The 15755-nt window shown below is 70.2% G+C and carries 16 protein-coding genes; 8 read left to right on the top strand and 8 right to left on the bottom strand.

Annotated elements, in window-relative coordinates:
* Positions 1-33: 33 nt before the first annotated feature.
* Positions 34-1515: an MFS transporter gene (locus tag ACWDR4_RS04665; protein ID WP_450403837.1), complete on the bottom strand. Its 1482-nt coding sequence runs from the start codon at positions 1513-1515 to the stop codon at positions 34-36.
* A 114-nt stretch (positions 1516-1629) separates the two neighbouring features.
* Here ACWDR4_RS04665 and ACWDR4_RS04660 point away from each other — a divergent pair, with 114 nt between their 5' ends.
* On the top strand, positions 1630-2139 hold the full coding sequence (locus ACWDR4_RS04660) for a MarR family winged helix-turn-helix transcriptional regulator (RefSeq protein WP_450404056.1): 510 nt from the start codon (positions 1630-1632) through the stop codon (positions 2137-2139).
* Positions 2140-2815: 676 nt separating this feature from the next.
* Here the strand turns inward: ACWDR4_RS04660 and ACWDR4_RS04655 are convergent.
* Positions 2816-3313: a MarR family winged helix-turn-helix transcriptional regulator gene (locus ACWDR4_RS04655; protein WP_450403835.1), complete on the bottom strand. Its 498-nt coding sequence runs from the start codon at positions 3311-3313 to the stop codon at positions 2816-2818.
* A gap of 86 nt (positions 3314-3399) precedes the next feature.
* Between ACWDR4_RS04655 and ACWDR4_RS04650 the strand changes: the two genes are divergently transcribed.
* The 5 genes from ACWDR4_RS04650 (at position 3400) to ACWDR4_RS04630 (ending at position 7227) form a co-directional block, all read left to right on the top strand.
* Positions 3400-3975 (top strand): NADPH-dependent F420 reductase, encoded by a 576-nt coding sequence (locus ACWDR4_RS04650; protein WP_450403834.1) that lies wholly within the window; start codon positions 3400-3402, stop codon positions 3973-3975.
* Positions 3976-4077: 102 nt separating this feature from the next.
* The gene (locus tag ACWDR4_RS04645; RefSeq protein ID WP_450403832.1) at positions 4078-4578 is read left to right on the top strand and encodes a VOC family protein; all 501 of its coding nucleotides are present in this window, start codon (positions 4078-4080) and stop codon (positions 4576-4578) included.
* A gap of 68 nt (positions 4579-4646) precedes the next feature.
* A complete protein-coding gene (locus ACWDR4_RS04640) occupies positions 4647-5021 on the top strand; it encodes a nuclear transport factor 2 family protein (RefSeq protein ID WP_450403830.1) in 375 nt (124 codons plus the stop codon).
* A 30-nt stretch (positions 5022-5051) separates the two neighbouring features.
* Positions 5052-6071: a hypothetical protein gene (locus tag ACWDR4_RS04635; protein WP_450403828.1), complete on the top strand. Its 1020-nt coding sequence runs from the start codon at positions 5052-5054 to the stop codon at positions 6069-6071.
* Positions 6072-6204: 133 nt separating this feature from the next.
* Entirely contained in the window at positions 6205-7227 is a 1023-nt protein-coding gene (locus ACWDR4_RS04630) for a DNA-directed RNA polymerase subunit alpha (RefSeq protein WP_450403827.1), read from the top strand.
* 197 nt (positions 7228-7424) lie between these two features.
* Here the strand turns inward: ACWDR4_RS04630 and pgm are convergent, their stop codons facing one another.
* Both pgm and ACWDR4_RS04620 read right to left on the bottom strand, forming a co-directional pair.
* The gene (gene pgm, locus ACWDR4_RS04625; RefSeq protein ID WP_450403826.1) at positions 7425-9065 is read right to left on the bottom strand and encodes a phosphoglucomutase (alpha-D-glucose-1,6-bisphosphate-dependent); all 1641 of its coding nucleotides are present in this window, start codon (positions 9063-9065) and stop codon (positions 7425-7427) included.
* Between the two features lie 109 nt (positions 9066-9174).
* On the bottom strand, positions 9175-9918 hold the full coding sequence (locus ACWDR4_RS04620) for a VOC family protein (RefSeq protein WP_450403824.1): 744 nt from the start codon (positions 9916-9918) through the stop codon (positions 9175-9177).
* 196 nt (positions 9919-10114) lie between these two features.
* On the opposite strand from ACWDR4_RS04620, the gene ACWDR4_RS04615 reads away from it, so the two are divergent.
* Positions 10115-10927 carry an acyl carrier protein gene (locus tag ACWDR4_RS04615; RefSeq protein ID WP_450403821.1) on the top strand — a complete coding sequence of 271 codons (813 nt, stop codon included), beginning with the start codon at positions 10115-10117 and terminating at the stop codon, positions 10925-10927.
* A 124-nt stretch (positions 10928-11051) separates the two neighbouring features.
* Here ACWDR4_RS04615 and ACWDR4_RS04610 read toward each other — a convergent pair whose 3' ends face one another.
* Entirely contained in the window at positions 11052-11636 is a 585-nt protein-coding gene (locus tag ACWDR4_RS04610) for a TIGR03086 family metal-binding protein (protein WP_450403818.1), read from the bottom strand.
* Between the two features lie 226 nt (positions 11637-11862).
* Between ACWDR4_RS04610 and ACWDR4_RS04605 the strand changes: the two genes are divergently transcribed.
* Complete coding sequence (locus ACWDR4_RS04605) at positions 11863-13041, top strand: serine hydrolase domain-containing protein (RefSeq protein ID WP_450403815.1); 1179 nt, start codon at positions 11863-11865, stop codon at positions 13039-13041.
* A 73-nt stretch (positions 13042-13114) separates the two neighbouring features.
* Here ACWDR4_RS04605 and ACWDR4_RS04600 read toward each other — a convergent pair whose 3' ends face one another.
* From ACWDR4_RS04600 to ACWDR4_RS04590, 3 genes are read right to left on the bottom strand one after another with little or no spacing between them, the layout of a single operon-like run.
* A complete protein-coding gene (locus ACWDR4_RS04600) occupies positions 13115-14410 on the bottom strand; it encodes a diaminobutyrate--2-oxoglutarate transaminase (RefSeq protein ID WP_450403813.1) in 1296 nt (431 codons plus the stop codon).
* A 56-nt stretch (positions 14411-14466) separates the two neighbouring features.
* Complete coding sequence (locus ACWDR4_RS04595; protein ID WP_450403810.1) at positions 14467-15468, bottom strand: TauD/TfdA family dioxygenase; 1002 nt, start codon at positions 15466-15468, stop codon at positions 14467-14469.
* Between the two features lie 40 nt (positions 15469-15508).
* Positions 15509-15718: an MbtH family protein gene (locus ACWDR4_RS04590; RefSeq protein ID WP_450403809.1), complete on the bottom strand. Its 210-nt coding sequence runs from the start codon at positions 15716-15718 to the stop codon at positions 15509-15511.
* Positions 15719-15755 lie beyond the last annotated feature (37 nt).

Raw genomic sequence — 15755 nt, 5'->3', positions numbered from 1 at the left:
TGCTCCCTTACGAGGGGTTCGAGAGGGCCGGGTTCAGGCGTCGAGGACGGGAGTGGCGGCCGACGTGGACTTGTTGAAGCGCGGCAGGGCGGCGGCGCCGACCGCGAGGAGGGCGACGATGCCCATCTGCACGTACTCGACTCCGGCAAAGGCGTGGGCGACGTTGTGCGGTGCCAGGGCCAGATAGAGGGTGCCGAGGGTGGCCACCCCGAGGGCGAGTCCGCTCTGCTGCAGGGTGATCAGTACGCCGCTGCCGATACCGGCCAGGTGCGTGGGGACGTCGGCGAGCACGCTGCGGAAGAGGCCGGCGAACAGCATCGACTGTCCGGCACCGACCAGGGCCAGCGGTACGGCCATGGCCCACAGGCTGACGTGCGGCCAGTTCTCCAGCAGGACCGTCACCAGTGAGACCAGTCCGGCGAGTTGTACGACGGCGCCGGCGGACAGCGCCGCCCGGCCGAAGCGTGTGATCAGGCGGGGTGCGACCAGTGAACCGGCGAAGAAGAGCAGAGCCATCGGCAGGATCGCCAGCCCGCTGTGCAGGGCGTCGGCGTGCAGGCCGTTCTGGACGGTGAGGGCGAAAACGAACATGAAGGCGCCGAAGCCGATGCTGAAGGCGAACACCATGGCCAGTCCGCGGGACATCGACGGCAGGCGCAGCAGGGACGGCGGCAGCAGCGGGACCTCGCCGCGCCGCTCGGTGCGCTTCTCCACGAGGTAGGTGGCGGCGCCCAGGACTACCGCGGCGGCGAGCAGCACCCAGGTCCACCACGGCCAGCCCAGGGAGTGCCCCTCGGTCAGCGGAACCAGCAGGGCGGTAAGCGTGGCGGCGAACAGGACGGTGCCGGGCAGGTCGATGCCGACCGGGTGGTGCGAGCGGGTGTCGGGCACGATCCGGGCCGCCACGAACAGCACGACCACGCCGATGGGCACGTTGACCAGGAAGATCGGCCGCCAGGAAGTACCTGCGATGTCGGCACTCACCAGCAGGCCGCCGACCAGTTGTCCGACCACGGCGGCGATACCGGAGGTGGCCCCGTACAGGGCCACGGCACGGGACTTGCGCTCTCCTTCGAGGACATGGTGGAAGGTCGCCAGCACCTGCGGGATGAGCAGGGCGGCGGTGGCGCCCTGGACGATGCGGGCCGCGATCAGCGCCCCCACACTCGGGGCGACGCCGCAGGCCAAGGAGGCCAGCACGAAGCCCACGAGCGCCCCGAGGAAGATACGCCGACGGCCGAAGCGGTCGCCTAGACGGCCCCCGAGGACCAACAGGGTCGCGTACGCGACGCCGTACCCGGCGATCACCAGCTCCAGCGACGACGCGGAGGCGTGCAGTGAGGCGTCGATGCTGGGCAGGGCCACGTTGGTGATGAAGAAGTCCATGATCGGGAGGAACGCGCCGGCCAGCAGGATGAACACCCCGACCGGGTGCAGGCCGCCGGCGCGGGCCGTGGCATGGGGCGAGAGCGTCGTTGCTCCGGCATGCCGGGAGGAGGAAGTGGTTGTCGTCATGACAGCCCCCAGGAAGAGGAAGTTGCGCAGGAAAGTTATGTGCTCATAACTATGACCACATAACGAGTATGCCCCCATAACTACATGGCGGCAACCCCGTACTCTGGAGCCGTGATGGAGGAGCAAGCGCAGCAGACGGGCCCGACAGCAGGGCCGGACCTCGAGGAGCGGTGGGCGGAACTGGCCGACCTCGTACTGATCATCAGCCGGGAGATCCAGTTCCGTCGCTACACGGACGAGCGGGCCGTCCACCTGTCGCAGTCCGAGGGCATGGTGATGCGCTATCTGAAGAGCGACCCCGCCACCACGCCCAGCCGCATCGCCACCGCAACCGGGCTCCAGCGCACCAACCTCTCAACCGTCCTGCGCGGACTGGAGGAGAAGGGCTTCATCGAGCGGCGCGCCCACTCGGACGACGGTCGCGGGGTGACGGTCCACTCCACCGAGCGCGGACGCAGCAACACCGTCCTCGTCCGCCAGGAATGGGCCACGACCGTCTCCGATGCCGCGGGCCACGACACCGAACACCTCGACGCCGCCCTCGCCCTGCTCAGCGCCGTCGAGACCGGACTGGCCAGGACCCGACCACGGAACCGCGCCACGCCCCCGGCAACGGAGACCTGACCTTCCGGCATCCGCCCCACCACCGAGCCCGGAGGACATCGCGTGCGACAGAGCGGCCGACGCCCGCAACCCATCAGCGGGCCGGCACACCGCATCGGACGCGTCCCGACCGCGGCCTTCTTCCTGCGGAGAATCCGGGGAGCATGGACGACCCCGGGGCGTCGAAACATCCGGTCAAGGGCTGATCCGCGCAGGGATGCCCGCTGTACCCGTCGTTGGTGAAGCAGCAGTCCGGCTCCAGTTGGCAGTGCCAGACCCCGCCCCGCCGCCGGCATCGCGAACGCAACGCCGCGTGGCGGCAAGAGCCGACGCGCCGCCTCGCCATGCTCAGGGCGAGAAGACGTGGATGACCGGCGATTTGCCGGACAGCCGGTGATCAAGGTCGCGCGGGTCACAAACGTAGTGGAACCCGTCGCCTGTCTCACCGGAGAAGCACCAGCCTTGAGCCGACGACCGGCTCACCGTGATCTCCAGCAGCCGCCACATGGGCATAGCGGCGGAATCCGCCGCGCACCAGCCCCCGGGCCCGGCATCGACCACTGGCCGGTCCGCGACACCGAACCCATCACCGTCGTACGCCTCACCCGGGTGGCGAGGCCCCTGGTCGCGATCGAACTGCTCACGCCCCTGTACCGCAGCGACCGACCAGGCCAGATGGCGAGCCGCTACCGGAGTACTAGTCGACCGCGTCGTACCACCGGTACATTCCGGCCCGGCTGTCGTCGGGGTCGAGCCTGTCCAGGATGGCCTGGCTGATGTCGGTGAGCTGGGTGATCTGTTCGGGCGTGAGTGCGTCGATGACGTTGTCCCGGACGAAGGACACATGGCCCGGAGCGGCGTCCCGCACCTTCTGCCAGCCGGCCTCGGTGAGGCGGGCGTTGGTGGCACGCCGGTCCGTCGGGCAGGGGAAGCGCTCCAGCAAGCCGCGGGCTTCCAGGCGCTGCACCACGTGGGAGAGCCGGGCGAGGGTGGCGATGGTGCCTGCGGCGAGCCTCGTCATCCGCATAGTGCGGTCGGGTGCCTCGGAGAGCATGGCGAGCACCTGGTAGTCGAAGTGGGTCAACTGGGCGTCGCGTCGCAGCTGGCTGTCCAGGGCCGTCGGCAGCAGTTCCAGTACGGCGGCCATCCGTAGCCATGCCGACAGTTGCTCCCGCGTGAGCCATCGCGTTTCCACGTCCGCATTATGTCAGCACCGAAATAGTTGTTGCTACAACCCAGCTCGGCATGCCATGGTTGTAGCTACAACCAATGGAGGTCGTCATGGCGCACATCAGCATCATCGGCAGCGGGAACATGGGGCAGGCCATCGCCGGCCTCGTCGGCAAGAGCGGCGAGACCGTGGAAGTCCTCGGCAGCTCCGACGCGGAGCGGGTGGTCACGGGCGACATCGTGGTGCTCGCCGTGCCGTACCCGGCCGTCGGGCAGATCATCGCCCAGCGTGGCGCGCAGTTGGCCGGCAAGGTCGTCGTCGACATCACGAACCCGCTGGACTTCGAGACCTTCGACTCGCTGGTCGTCCCGGCCGACAGCTCCGCCACCGCCGAGATCGCCGCCGCGCTGCCCGAGTCGCGGGTGATCAAGGCGTTCAACACCAACTTCGCCGCCACGCTGGCCACCGGCACGGTGAACGGGCGGCCGACCACCGTGCTGCTCGCCGGTGACGACGCGGACGCCAAGACGGCGCTCGCCCTCGTGATCAGCGCCGCCGGGCTGCGAGCCGTGGACGCGGGCGACCTCAGGCGGGCCCGGGAGCTGGAGGCGGTCGGCTTCCTCCAGCTCACCCTCGCCGTCGGCGAGAAGACCTCCTGGACCGGCGGATTCGCCCTCGCCGACTGACACCACCGTTCCCGAACCAACAGGCAGTCCCACCGCCCGGGCCGACGCGGGTATCCGAGGCCGGCACCACCTCTGAGCGGTCACAACACAAGGAGAACTCCGATGGGAATCGGTCCGGTGCGGCTCAACCACGCCGTCCTGTTCGTCGCCGATCTCGCACGATCCGAGCGGTTCTACACCGAGGTCTTCAGCATGGACGTCGTCCTGCGCGAACCCCGGGCCAACGCGGCGTTTCTGCGGTTGCCACGTTCCGTCCACGATCACGATCTCGGCCTCATGGGCGTCGGCCGGTCCGCGCCGCCCAGGCTGCACGGCGGGGTCGGGCTCTATCACCTGGCCTGGCAGGTCGACACCATCGACGAACTCCAGGACATCCGCAAGGTGTTGGCCGAGGCCGGCGCGTACACCGGAGAGTCCAGTCACGGCGGCACGACCAAGAGCGTCTACGGCACCGATCCCGACGGCAACGAGTTCGAGATCATGTGGATGCTCCCTCGCGACCAGTGGAGCGCGTACGCGACCAACGCGCCCGTCGAACGCCTGGACCTGGCAGCCGAGGTCAGCCACTGGAGCGGCATACGCACCGCCGGTGAAATCCGCTGATCAACACCCCGGCCCACACACGACCGACCGGACCCGACCATCACCGGCAAACAGCCAGGAGCGACCCCATGACCGACCTCGACCCCACCCCCGTCCTCGAACTGGACCGGGCCCGCCGCGAAGCCATGATCCGCGCCGACATTCCCGCCCTCACCGCCATGTTCGCCGACGACATGGTGTGGATCCACGGCAACGGCGGAGTGGACACCAAGCAGGGCCTGTTGGGCAGCATCGGCTCGGGAAGGACCAAGTACCTCGCCATCGACTGCGCCGACGAGACGATCCGATTCCACGGCGACCTCGCCTTCCTCGGCGGAATCACGGCCGTCAAGGCCGATCTCGGCGGGCACCTCCTCGAAACCCGGAGCCGCTACACGGTCGTGTGGGCACCGGACGGCGACGACTGGAGGGTCGTCGGCTGGCAGTCCACCCTCCTCCGCTGACCGAACGATCCGCGATTCGAAAGGTATGTGATGGAACGCAACGTACAGATACCGAACCAGAAGTCACGACGTGCGCTGCTGCGTGGTGCCGTGCTCGGCGGGACCGGCATTGCCGCGGCCTCCCTGACTTCCCCCGGAAGTGCGGCGGCCGACGGCTCCGGCGACGGGCTCGTGTTCCCCGGAGTCGATGTCGTCATCGACTCCTCGCACGCCACCAGAGAGGTGGCCGTACTGCTCCAGCGCTATTTCGCCCGCAAGAGCGCGCACGACCTGGACGGGTGGATGTCCTTCTTCTCGCGTGATCCCCTCACCTATATCGATGCGGTCGTGAGCGCGGGCTACTTCACCTGGGACGCACTGCACGACGGGTTGTCGCAATTTGTTCCCACCTGGCCCAGCGACGGCAAGTCGTACCCCACGCGGATTCTGGGCGACGCGACCAGCGCCCTCGTGTTCTTCACCGACACCGCCGGTCTGTTCGGGCCCTCCGAGATCCGCGCGGCCGGCGTTGTCAACTTTCACCGTCATAAGATCACCCGGCAGATCGACTACTGGGACGGCCGGCATTTCGGCATAGCCAACACGGCGGCCCTCGCGGCATACGGGTCCGGGCACCTGCCGGACTTCGGGGAATCCACCGTCGGAGAAACCGCGGCGCCCGCCATGAAGCACGTCGTGAGCAAGCTCACGCGGGCCCTGCGTGATGGCGATGGCGCCGCCGCCGCTGAACTCTTCGCGCCCGGCGCCGTCTTCGAGGACATGACGGCCCACCTGCACCTTGTCGGCCCCCGAAGCATTGGCACCTACCTGACCGACGCCGTCACCCCGCTGCCCTACGCCGGTGGTGGCACGGCGGTTCGCCACGTCGTCGGCAGCGCGGTGGGCGGGGGATACGAATGGACGGCGTCCGACAGCGCGGTTACCCGGGGTATCGTCGGCCTTGAGGTGGACCGCTGGAGCAAGATCACCCGCTTCACCGCACTGTGGGACGGCTCACTCGTGGACGACGCCACGTTGATCTCACTGGGCCGCACGGCGATCGAACGGTAGAAAAGCCACCTCTCCGGAGTGGGAAGACCGGCGATTCGGCCCCTGCGGCGACCGTACCGCCCGTATCGCCCGTACCCTTCGTGGTGTCTACGGCGTCAGATAGAGGGCGCCAAACCACTGGAGGCAACACCCCGTGCTGATTGCTCAGCGTCCGTCCCTTACCGAAGAAGTCGTCGACGAGTTCCGCTCCCGGTTCGTCATCGAGCCGCTGGAGCCGGGCTTCGGCTACACCCTCGGCAACTCCCTGCGTCGCACGCTCCTCTCCTCGATCCCGGGTGCGGCGGTCACGTCCATCCGCGTCGACGGTGTCCTGCACGAGTTCACCACCGTGCCGGGTGTCAAGGAGGACGTCACCGACCTCATCCTCAACATCAAGCAGCTCGTCGTCAGCAGCGAGCAGGACGAGCCCGTGGTGATGTACCTGCGCAAGCAGGGCCCGGGTCTCGTCACCGCCGCCGACATCGCGCCGCCGGCCGGTGTCGAGGTGCACAACCCCGACCTCGTCCTCGCCACGCTCAACGGCAAGGGCAAGCTGGAGATCGAGCTGACCGTCGAGCGCGGTCGCGGCTACGTCTCCGCCGTGCAGAACAAGCAGATCGGGCAGGAGATCGGCCGTATCCCGGTCGACTCCATCTACTCGCCGGTTCTCAAGGTCACGTACAAGGTCGAGGCGACCCGTGTCGAGCAGCGCACCGACTTCGACAAGCTGATCGTCGACATCGAGACCAAGCAGGCCATGCGTCCGCGTGACGCCATGGCGTCGGCCGGTAAGACGCTCGTCGAGCTGTTCGGGCTCGCCCGTGAGCTGAACATCGACGCCGAGGGCATCGACATGGGTCCGTCCCCGACGGACGCCGCGCTCGCCGCCGACCTGGTACTGCCGATCGAGGACCTCGACCTCACCGTCCGGTCGTACAACTGCCTCAAGCGTGAGGGCGTCCACTCTGTGGGCGAACTCGTCGCCCGCTCCGAGGCCGACCTGCTCGACATCCGCAACTTCGGTGCGAAGTCGATCGACGAGGTCAAGGCGAAGCTGGCCGACATGGGCCTGGCCCTCAAGGACAGCCCGCCCGGATTCAACCCGACCGCCGCCGCGGACACCTTCGGCGCGGACAACGACGCGGACGGGAGTTTCGTGGAGACCGAGCAGTACTGATCGCTGCGCCGACCCGCCGGGGCGTGGAGACGCTTCCGCGTCCCGGCGTGGGCAGGAGAACCTCCACACCTTTCCCTGCCCGCTCGGCGACCCCGGCCGGCTGCCGCTGCCCGCGCGATCACTGGCTGCGGCAGCCGGCGGCAGAACAGCGCTCCGGTGCCTGACGTACGACCCGCTGCTCGGTCAGCCGGCGGGCGTCAGGCACCCAGGGCCGCGAGCACCACGGACCTGGCCTCCTCCTGGACCTGGCTCAGGTGGTCCGCGCCGAGGAACGACTCCCCGTAGATCTTGTAGACGTCCTCGGTGCCCGAGGGGCGGGCCGCGAACCAGGCGTTGGCGGTGGCTACCTTGATGCCGCCGAGGGCGGCGCCGTTGCCGGGGGCCTCGGTGAGGACCGTGGTGACGGGCTCTCCGGCGAGGGTGTCGGCGGTGACCTGGCTCGGGGACAGCTTGGCGAGCAGGGCCTTCTCCTCGCGGGAGGCCGGGGCGTCGACGCGGGCGTAGGCGGGGGCGCCGAAGCGGTCGGTGAGCTTGGCGTAGTGCTGCGACGGGGTCTCGCCCGTGACCGCCGTGATCTCGGAGGCGAGCAGGGCCAGGGTGATGCCGTCCTTGTCGGTGGTCCACACCGAGCCGTCGCGGCGCAGGAAGGACGCGCCCGCCGACTCCTCGCCGCCGAAGCCGAGAGATCCGTCGGACAGGCCGTCCACGAACCACTTGAAGCCGACGGGGACCTCGACCAGCGGGCGGCCGACGTCCGCCGCGACCCGGTCGATCATGCTCGACGACACCAGGGTCTTGCCGATCCCGGCCCCCGCGGGCCACTGCTCCCGGTGCGAGAACAGGTACGAGATCGCCACGGCCAGATAGTGGTTGGGGTTCATGAGGCCCCCGTCCGGCGTGACAATGCCGTGCCGGTCGGCGTCAGCGTCGTTGCCGGTGGCGATGTCGAACCGGTCGCGCCGCTCGATGAGCGAGGCCATGGCGTACGGCGAGGAGCAGTCCATACGGATCTTGCCGTCCCAGTCCAGCGTCATGAAGCGCCAGGTGGGGTCGGCGAGCGGGTTGACGACTGTCAGGTCGAGCCGGTGCTGTTCGGCGATCCGGCCCCAGTACGCGACCGACGCACCGCCCAGCGGGTCGGCGCCGATGCGCACGCCGGCGGCGCGGATCGCGTCCAGGTCCAGCACGTTCGGCAGGTCGGCCACATAGGCGCCGAGGAAGTCGTGGCGGCCGGTGCCGGGTGCGGCCAGGGCGCGAGTGTAGGGGATGCGGCGTACGTCCTTCAGGCCGCCGGTGATGATCTCGTTGGCGCGGTCCTGGATCCAGGAGGTCGCTTCGGATCCGGCGGGGCCGCCGTTCGGCGGGTTGTACTTGAAGCCGCCGTCGGCGGGCGGGTTGTGCGAGGGGGTGACGACGACTCCGTCGGCGAGGCCGGACGTGCGCTTGCGGTTGTGGGCGAGGATGGCGTGCGAGACCGCCGGGGTGGGCGTGTAGCCGTCGGTCTGGTCGATGAGGACGGTCACGTCGTTGGCGGCGAACACCTCCAGTGCCGTGACCCTCGCGGGCTCCGACAGCGCGTGGGTGTCGGCGCCGAGGAAGAGGGGGCCGTCGGTGCCCTGGGCGGCGCGGTACTCGCAGATGGCCTGGCTGGTGGCCGCGATGTGGTCCTCGTTGAACGCCACCGCGAGGGACGAGCCACGGTGCCCCGAGGTGCCGAACGCCACCCGCTGCCCGGGCTCGGCCGGGTCGGGGTGCAGCGCGTAGTACGCCGTGACCAGACGGGCCACATCGATGAGGTCCTCGGGCCCTGCGACCTGCCCCGCTCGCGCGTCCTGCATTTCCCGCTCCTCCGCAAGGGTCGACCGTTGGTACGGCCCCCATTCTTCCCTGCCCGGCCCGCCGGGACGCACACCGGGCGGTGTTGTGACACGGGGTCGAAGCTCTGCGTCAGGGCAGGGCGAGGACGCAGAACTCGTGGCCCTCCGGGTCGGCCAGGCACGTCCACGGGACGTCGCCTTGGCCGAGGTCGAGGTCGGTGGCGCCGAGCGCCCGCAGCCGGGCCACCTCCGCTGCCTTGTCGTCACCGGGGTACGGCAGCAGGTCGAGATGGACACGGTCCGGCACGGTCTTCGCGCCGGGCTTGCGGAGGAACTCCAGATACGGGCCGACTCCCTTGGCGGAGCGCAGCACCGCATGCTCGTCTGTGACCTCGTGCAGGGTCCAGTCCGTCGCCTCACCCCAGAACCGGGCCATGGCCCGCGGATCCTCAGAGTCGACGACCACCGCCGCGATCGGCCCGGTGTCCCGGTAGACCTCCCGGGGCTCCAGCACGCAGAACTCGTTGCCCTCCGGGTCGGCGAGGACCGTCCACGGCACGTCGTCGCCCTGGCCCACGTCGGCGGGCGTCGCGCCGAGAGCCCGGAGGCGCGCGATCAGCTCCGTCTGGTGGGCCGTGGAGGTGGTCGCGAGGTCGAGGTGTGTGCGGTTCTTTGTCGTCGTCTTGGGTTCCGGGACGGGGACCACGGCGATGCCGACGGTGCCCGGGTCCGGCCAGACGAAGTCACCCACGGGTCCGACATAGGTCGTCATACCGGGGTTGTAGGCACTCCAGCCGAGGGCCTCCGCCCAGAACCGGCCGACCGCCGAGTGATCAAGAGCCTTGATGTTCACCTGAACAGGTCGCAGCGCCATGCGGGCGATCCTAGGCGCCGCCCGCTCCGCCACCCGTACGAAACCGCCTCTGCCACAGCCCTGTAACAGTGACCGCACAGGTACAACTCCCGCCCCACCCCGCCGGTCGAACCTGCTGTGTCGCACACCTGTGCCGCGGCGGAACCGGTGCCGCCCGGCGCAACTCCTCAAGTCCCGACCAAACTTGGAGTTGACCGTGCCCGGAAAGTCCCTGTCGACGCGGCTTGCCGCCACCGTCGCGTTCCTGCTCGCCGCAGGTGCCCTGTCCGCGCCCGCCGCCTCGGCGGAGCCCCCGGACGCCGACCCCGGCGACGCCTACGTGCTGACCGTGAGCACCAACCCGACCAGCACCAATTACGACAACCGCTACGTCGACGTCACCGGCACCGTCACCACGGCCGACGGCACCCCGGCGCCCAACATCCCCGTCACCGTCCAGGAGGTCGTCCGCTTCACCACCTGGAATCCGTGGGGCGACCCGATCGACCCCACCTACTACGACCCGCGCGACCTGGGCACGCCGGTCACCGACGCCACCGGGAAGTTCAGCATCCCCGACGTCAACATCGACCACATGTCCGGCAACAGCCTGCTCAACGTCCAGCGGGAGGTGCAGATCACGGCCTCCTACGACGAGGACGGTGACCTCAACACCCCGCAGGACGGCTACTTCACGGACACCACCGTGGCCACCACGGCCAAGTCCAGCTCCGTCAGTTACAAGGTCAACAAGAAGAGGGTGAAGGCGGGCGACATCCTCACCGTCCAGGGCAAGGTCACCCTTCCCAAGGGCGTCGAGGAGACGGGCACCGAGGTCTTCCTGCAGACCTACTGGGAGAGCGAGTACGACGTGAAGACGACAGCCGAGGAGGACGGCTTCTTCGTGATGTCCGTACGTGTCTCCGACTACGACGACACGTTCGCGCTGCGCACGGCTCCGACGGACCTCTACGTGGCGGGCACCCACCAGCCGCTGCCGATCACCAACACCTCGCTCCCCCGCACGTAGCCCTTCAGAGGCGGTCGGGCTTCGGCCTTGGGGGGCCGTAGCCCGGCAGCAGGGGGACCGGGTCACCCTCGCACGAGCGGGGGTGACATCGCCCCCGAGGGCGTCCACGATCGCGGAGTGGCCTCTAGGCCTTCCAGCCCGGGTCGCGGCCGCTCAGGCCGACCGCGCGGTCGAGCAGGGGCTCGTCGTCGGGCACCGGGACCACGGGGCCGAAGATGTCGCCGCGGGTCGGGTCCTCGGCCGAGGCTGCGAGGAAGTCGTACGCCGCTCGCAGCGCGGCCGGGTCCGGTTCGTACTGTTGGCCGGTGGCCCTCGCCAGGTCCCAGGCGTGGACGACCAGCTCGTCCGCCGCCACCATTCCGGCGATCGCGCCCGGCAGCGTGATGCCGCCCGCCCGGGTCTCGCCGGTCCAGGCCGTCGGGTCGCGCCAGGCCTCGGCGAGTTCGTCGAGCACCTTCGGCAGGGTTTCGCGCCAGCCGGGCCCGATGTCGGGCACCGCGGTGTCCGGACCGGTGTCGGTCGTGGCGCCGAGGTCCTTGCGTCCCGCGTCACGGAAGGCGGTGGCCAGCCCGGCCAGGTGTCCGAGCATGTGGTGCACCGCGTACTCCGGACAGGGGGTCGCGCCGTCGAGTTGCCCGTCGGTCACTCCGGCCGCGAGGCGGGCCACGATCAGGGCCTGCGGCCCGAGGTCGAGAGTCGTCTCAGGCATCGGCTTCTCCTCAGCTTCTCGAAAACTCACTGCTGGGTAGACCGGGCACGCACCCGAAACTCATCGCTCCCCGTGGGAGACGCCGTCGCCCACTGCGAACGACCCGTGCGAACGACCCGCTCGGCCGTATGCAGCAGCGGCACAGGCAGCCGGGCGCCGTCCGGCCGATGCTGGGCGTGCCCCGGCCTCCCGGTCCCCCCGGTCCCAGCCCGCCCAAGGAGATCCCATGCCGCTGCCCCGTCTCCCCCGCCGTCTGCGTCCGCCGGTCGGCGCCGTGCTGGCCGGTGCCTGTCTGGCGGCCCTGGTGTCCGCACCCGCCGAAGCCGACCCGCCCGGCTCCGCCACGGACCGCGCACTGCAGAGCCAGCTCGAACAGCTGGTCCGCGCTCCGGGCGGCCCGCCCGGCGTCATCGTCGTGCTCCAGCGAGGCGAGTCACGGCGGATCCTGCGGGCCGGAACCGCCGACCTCGACACCGGCAGGCCGGTCGAACCGACCGACCACATGCGTATCGCCAGTACGGCGAAGGCGTTCAGCGGCGCCGTGGCCCTGCGGCTCGTGGACCGGGGCGCGCTCGGACTCGACGACACCATCGGCCGGCGGCTGCCCTCGCTCCCCCGGGCCTGGCGCGCGGTGACCCTGCGCCAGCTCCTGACCCACACCAGCGGCCTGCCGGACTACAGCCGGAGTCCGGAGTTCCTCAGGATCCTGCTGGCCGATCCGCATCACCGGTTCGACTCCCGGCGGCTGCTCGACTTCGTGGCCCGCGAGCGGCTGCTGTTCCGCCCGGGCTCGCGGTACCAGTACTCCAACTCGGACAACATCGCCGTGGCCCTGATGGCCGAGGCGACGACCGGGCAACGCTACGAGGAGCTGCTGCGGCGGCTGGTCTACCGTCCGCTCGGCCTGCACGACACAAGCCTGCCGCAGGGCTTCGAGATGCCGGAACCGTACATGCGCGGCTACGACGTCCCGGTGCAGCCGCCGGCCACGCCGGAGGACGTCAGTGAGCTGGTCGGCGCCTCGGGCGTGTGGGCGTCGGGCGGGATCATCTCCACTCCGCGGGACATGACCAGGTTCGTCCGCGGTTACGCGGGCGGCGCGCTGATCTCCCGGGCGACCCTGCGCGAGCAGCGCCGCTGGGTCGCCGGCGCCTCGGAACCGGCGGGCCCGGGCACGAACAAGGCCGGAGCGGCGATCTTCCGCTACACCACCAGGTGCGGGGTCGTCCTCGGCCACACCGGGAACACGCCCGGCTACACCCAGCTGATCGCGGCGACCCCGGACGGCGAGCGGTCGCTGACGTTCTCCCTCACCACGCAGGTGAACGAGGCGACGAAGCCGCAACTGCTGAAGGAGCTGCGCGAGGTCGAGGAGAACTTCGTGTGCGCGCTGCTCCGCGACTGACCGCTGCTCCACAACTCAGCGACTCAGCAACTCGCTCAACTTGCCGGGGCAGCCGGGAGGATGAAGGCCGGGCTCAGGGCGCAGTCCGTCCCTCCGCAGTGGGTGCGGCGGATGCGGGGACACCCGACGCCGTGGTGAGAACCGTGTCGCCGAGTACGTCCGCCACCTCCTTCCAGTCGGTGAGTGACATGGTCAGCGGCGGCAGCAGCTTCAGTACGTGTCCCTGCCCGGAGGTCTCGGCCACGATCCCGGCGCGGAACAGGGCCCGCCGTACCCCGTCGGCGGTTTCGGCCTCGGCGAAACGCAGTCCGCTCATGGCCCCCTTGCCCACGACTTCGGCGGCCCGCGTCGGGAGGGCCGCGACGATGCTCGCGAGGCTGGTGCGAATCTCGGTGGCCAGTTCGGCGGCGCGGTCGGTGAAATCGGGGTCGGTCCAGTGGTCCAGGGCCGCGGAGCCTGCCACGAAGGCGAGGTTGTGGCCCCGGAAGGTGCCGTTGTGCTCGCCGGGCGCCCACCGGTCGAACTCGCGCCGGATCAGCAGGGCCGCCATCGGCAGCCCCATACCGCTGAGCGACTTCGACAGACACACCAGGTCGGGGCGGAGTGCGGGGGCGTCCTCGAAGCTGAAGAAGGTGCCGGTGCGTCCGCAGCCCGCCTGGATGTCGTCCACGATCACCAACGCGCCCACCGCGTCGGCCAGTTCGCGGATCCGGGCCAGCCAGGGACGAGGCGCCGTGTGCAGTCCGCCCTCACCCTGGACCGTCTCCAGCAGGATCGCGGCCGGCGGAGGCGTCCGCGCCTCCGCGCCGAGGGCTTGTTCCAGGGCGGCGGCGTCACCGTACGGGAGGATCGTGACGTCGGTCAGGGGTACCCCCGCTCCCCCGCGCAGCAGCGGGGAGGTCGTGGCGGCCAGTGCCCCCAGGGACGCGCCGTGGAAACCTCCGGTGAAGGCGATCACGTCGGTGCGCCCGGTGACCTTGCGGGCCAGCTTCAGGGCGGCCTCCACCGCGAGCGTCCCGGCCGGCCCGGGGAACTGCACCACGAAGTCGCCCAGCCCGCGGGGCTCCAGGACGAGGCCGGTGAGGCGTTCCAGGAAGTCGGCCTTGGCCGCGGTGTGCAGGTCCAGCGACTGCACCGGTCCACCGGCCGCGAGGTAGGACGTCACCCGCTCGACGATCGCGGGCGGGTTGTGGCCGTAGTTGAGCGATCCGGCCCCGCAGAGCAGGTCCACGTAGCGGCGCCCGGAGGTGTCCCACAGATGGTGTCCGGCGGCTCGTTCGAACACCACCGGGAAGTCGCGGCAATAGCTGCGTACGTTCGACTCATGACGCTCGAACACCGTGAGGGGCGTCCGGTCGGTCTCGGTCATGTCAGCACGTACCTTTCATCGGTTCATCGATTCTCGTAACCCGTGTGAGGACGGGGTCACTTGACCAGGACCGTTCCGTCGCCGGGGCGGTGGTCGCGGGAGCGGCGGAGGTCGCTGAACGCGAACGTCCGCTGGAGCCAGCGGTCACGGCCGTCGTAGCGCGGGTTGAACGCCGAACGGCCGTGCAGGGTGACCCGGTTGTCGACGACGGCCAGGTCACCGGGGCGCAGGCGCACCGCGGTGTACGTCCGGTGGACCACCTCGCCGAGTTCGGCGAGGGCCGCCCGGGCCTCGGGGGTCACGCCCCGGGTGGCCGCCTCGTCGACGCACCAGTCGGGGTCGTCCGGGTCACCGGTGAGCACGGCGTGCGCGGTGCCCCCGCCGGCCGGGCCGAAGGACGGCGGTGCCTCGGTGACGTACTCGGGGCGGCCGAGCGCCTCCCGGGTGCCGGGCTTCAGCAGCGGCAGGACCCGGCGTACGCAGCTGGTGCGCAGTTCGGCGGTGCCCTCGTGGTCGGGGCGCAGGCACAGCAGCATCACGTAGTCGGGGCGGTGGGGGTGGAAGGCGTTCTCGGTGTGGAAGGTGAGTTCCACCGAGCCGACGTTGCCCTGGACCTCCTCCTGACCGGGCACCGGCACCACGTCCTGGACCAGGGCCCCGGACTTCTCCGCCGCGAACGCGGCCGGGTCGCCGAGCCCCGCCGCGAACAGCAGCAGTATCGCCGCCGGCAGGGACGGCATGTGCTGGACGGAGCCCTTCACCATGGGGGTCGGGGGCAGGTCCCGGGCACTGATGGGGAGCCGCCTGAGGACGAGGCTGCCGTCGGGTCCGGAGTGCCTGCGGAACTCCCGTACGGTGCGCCGTACTTGGGTGGGGCCGTCCTCCCAGGCGTGGCGGGCGTGGTCCACCCAGGCCGGGTCGTCGACCCGGTCCCCCGCCTGGTCCAGCAGGTCCGACACCACCTGGCCCAGCCGCGCCAGGGTGGGGGTGTCGTACCGCACGGTGCCGTCGGCGGTCGCCGGGGTGTGCGGTGCCTGCGTCATGTCGACGCTGCTCACGTGCGGGTTCCCTTTCGCTCGCTCATTTCTCCCGGTCCACTCATTCGCCCATGGCCTGGACGAGGCTCTTGGGTCGCAGGTCGGTCCATTCGCGCTCGATGTACTCCAGGCAGGCGGTGCGGCTGTCGGGGCCGAAGACGGTGGTCCAGCCGGCCGGTACGGCCACGAAGTCGGGCCACAGGGAGTGCTGGTCCTCGTCGTTGGTCAGGACCCGGTAGGTGCCGTCGGGGTTCTCGAAGGGGTTGCTCATGGCGGATCGGTTCCTTTTCAGGTCGTCTGCGGGTGGT

The sequence above is a fragment of the Streptomyces sp. NPDC000878 genome (genome assembly GCF_053599695.1).
Note: the sequence above shows the minus strand (reverse complement) of the source record. Positions and strands in the feature narration are given on the sequence as shown.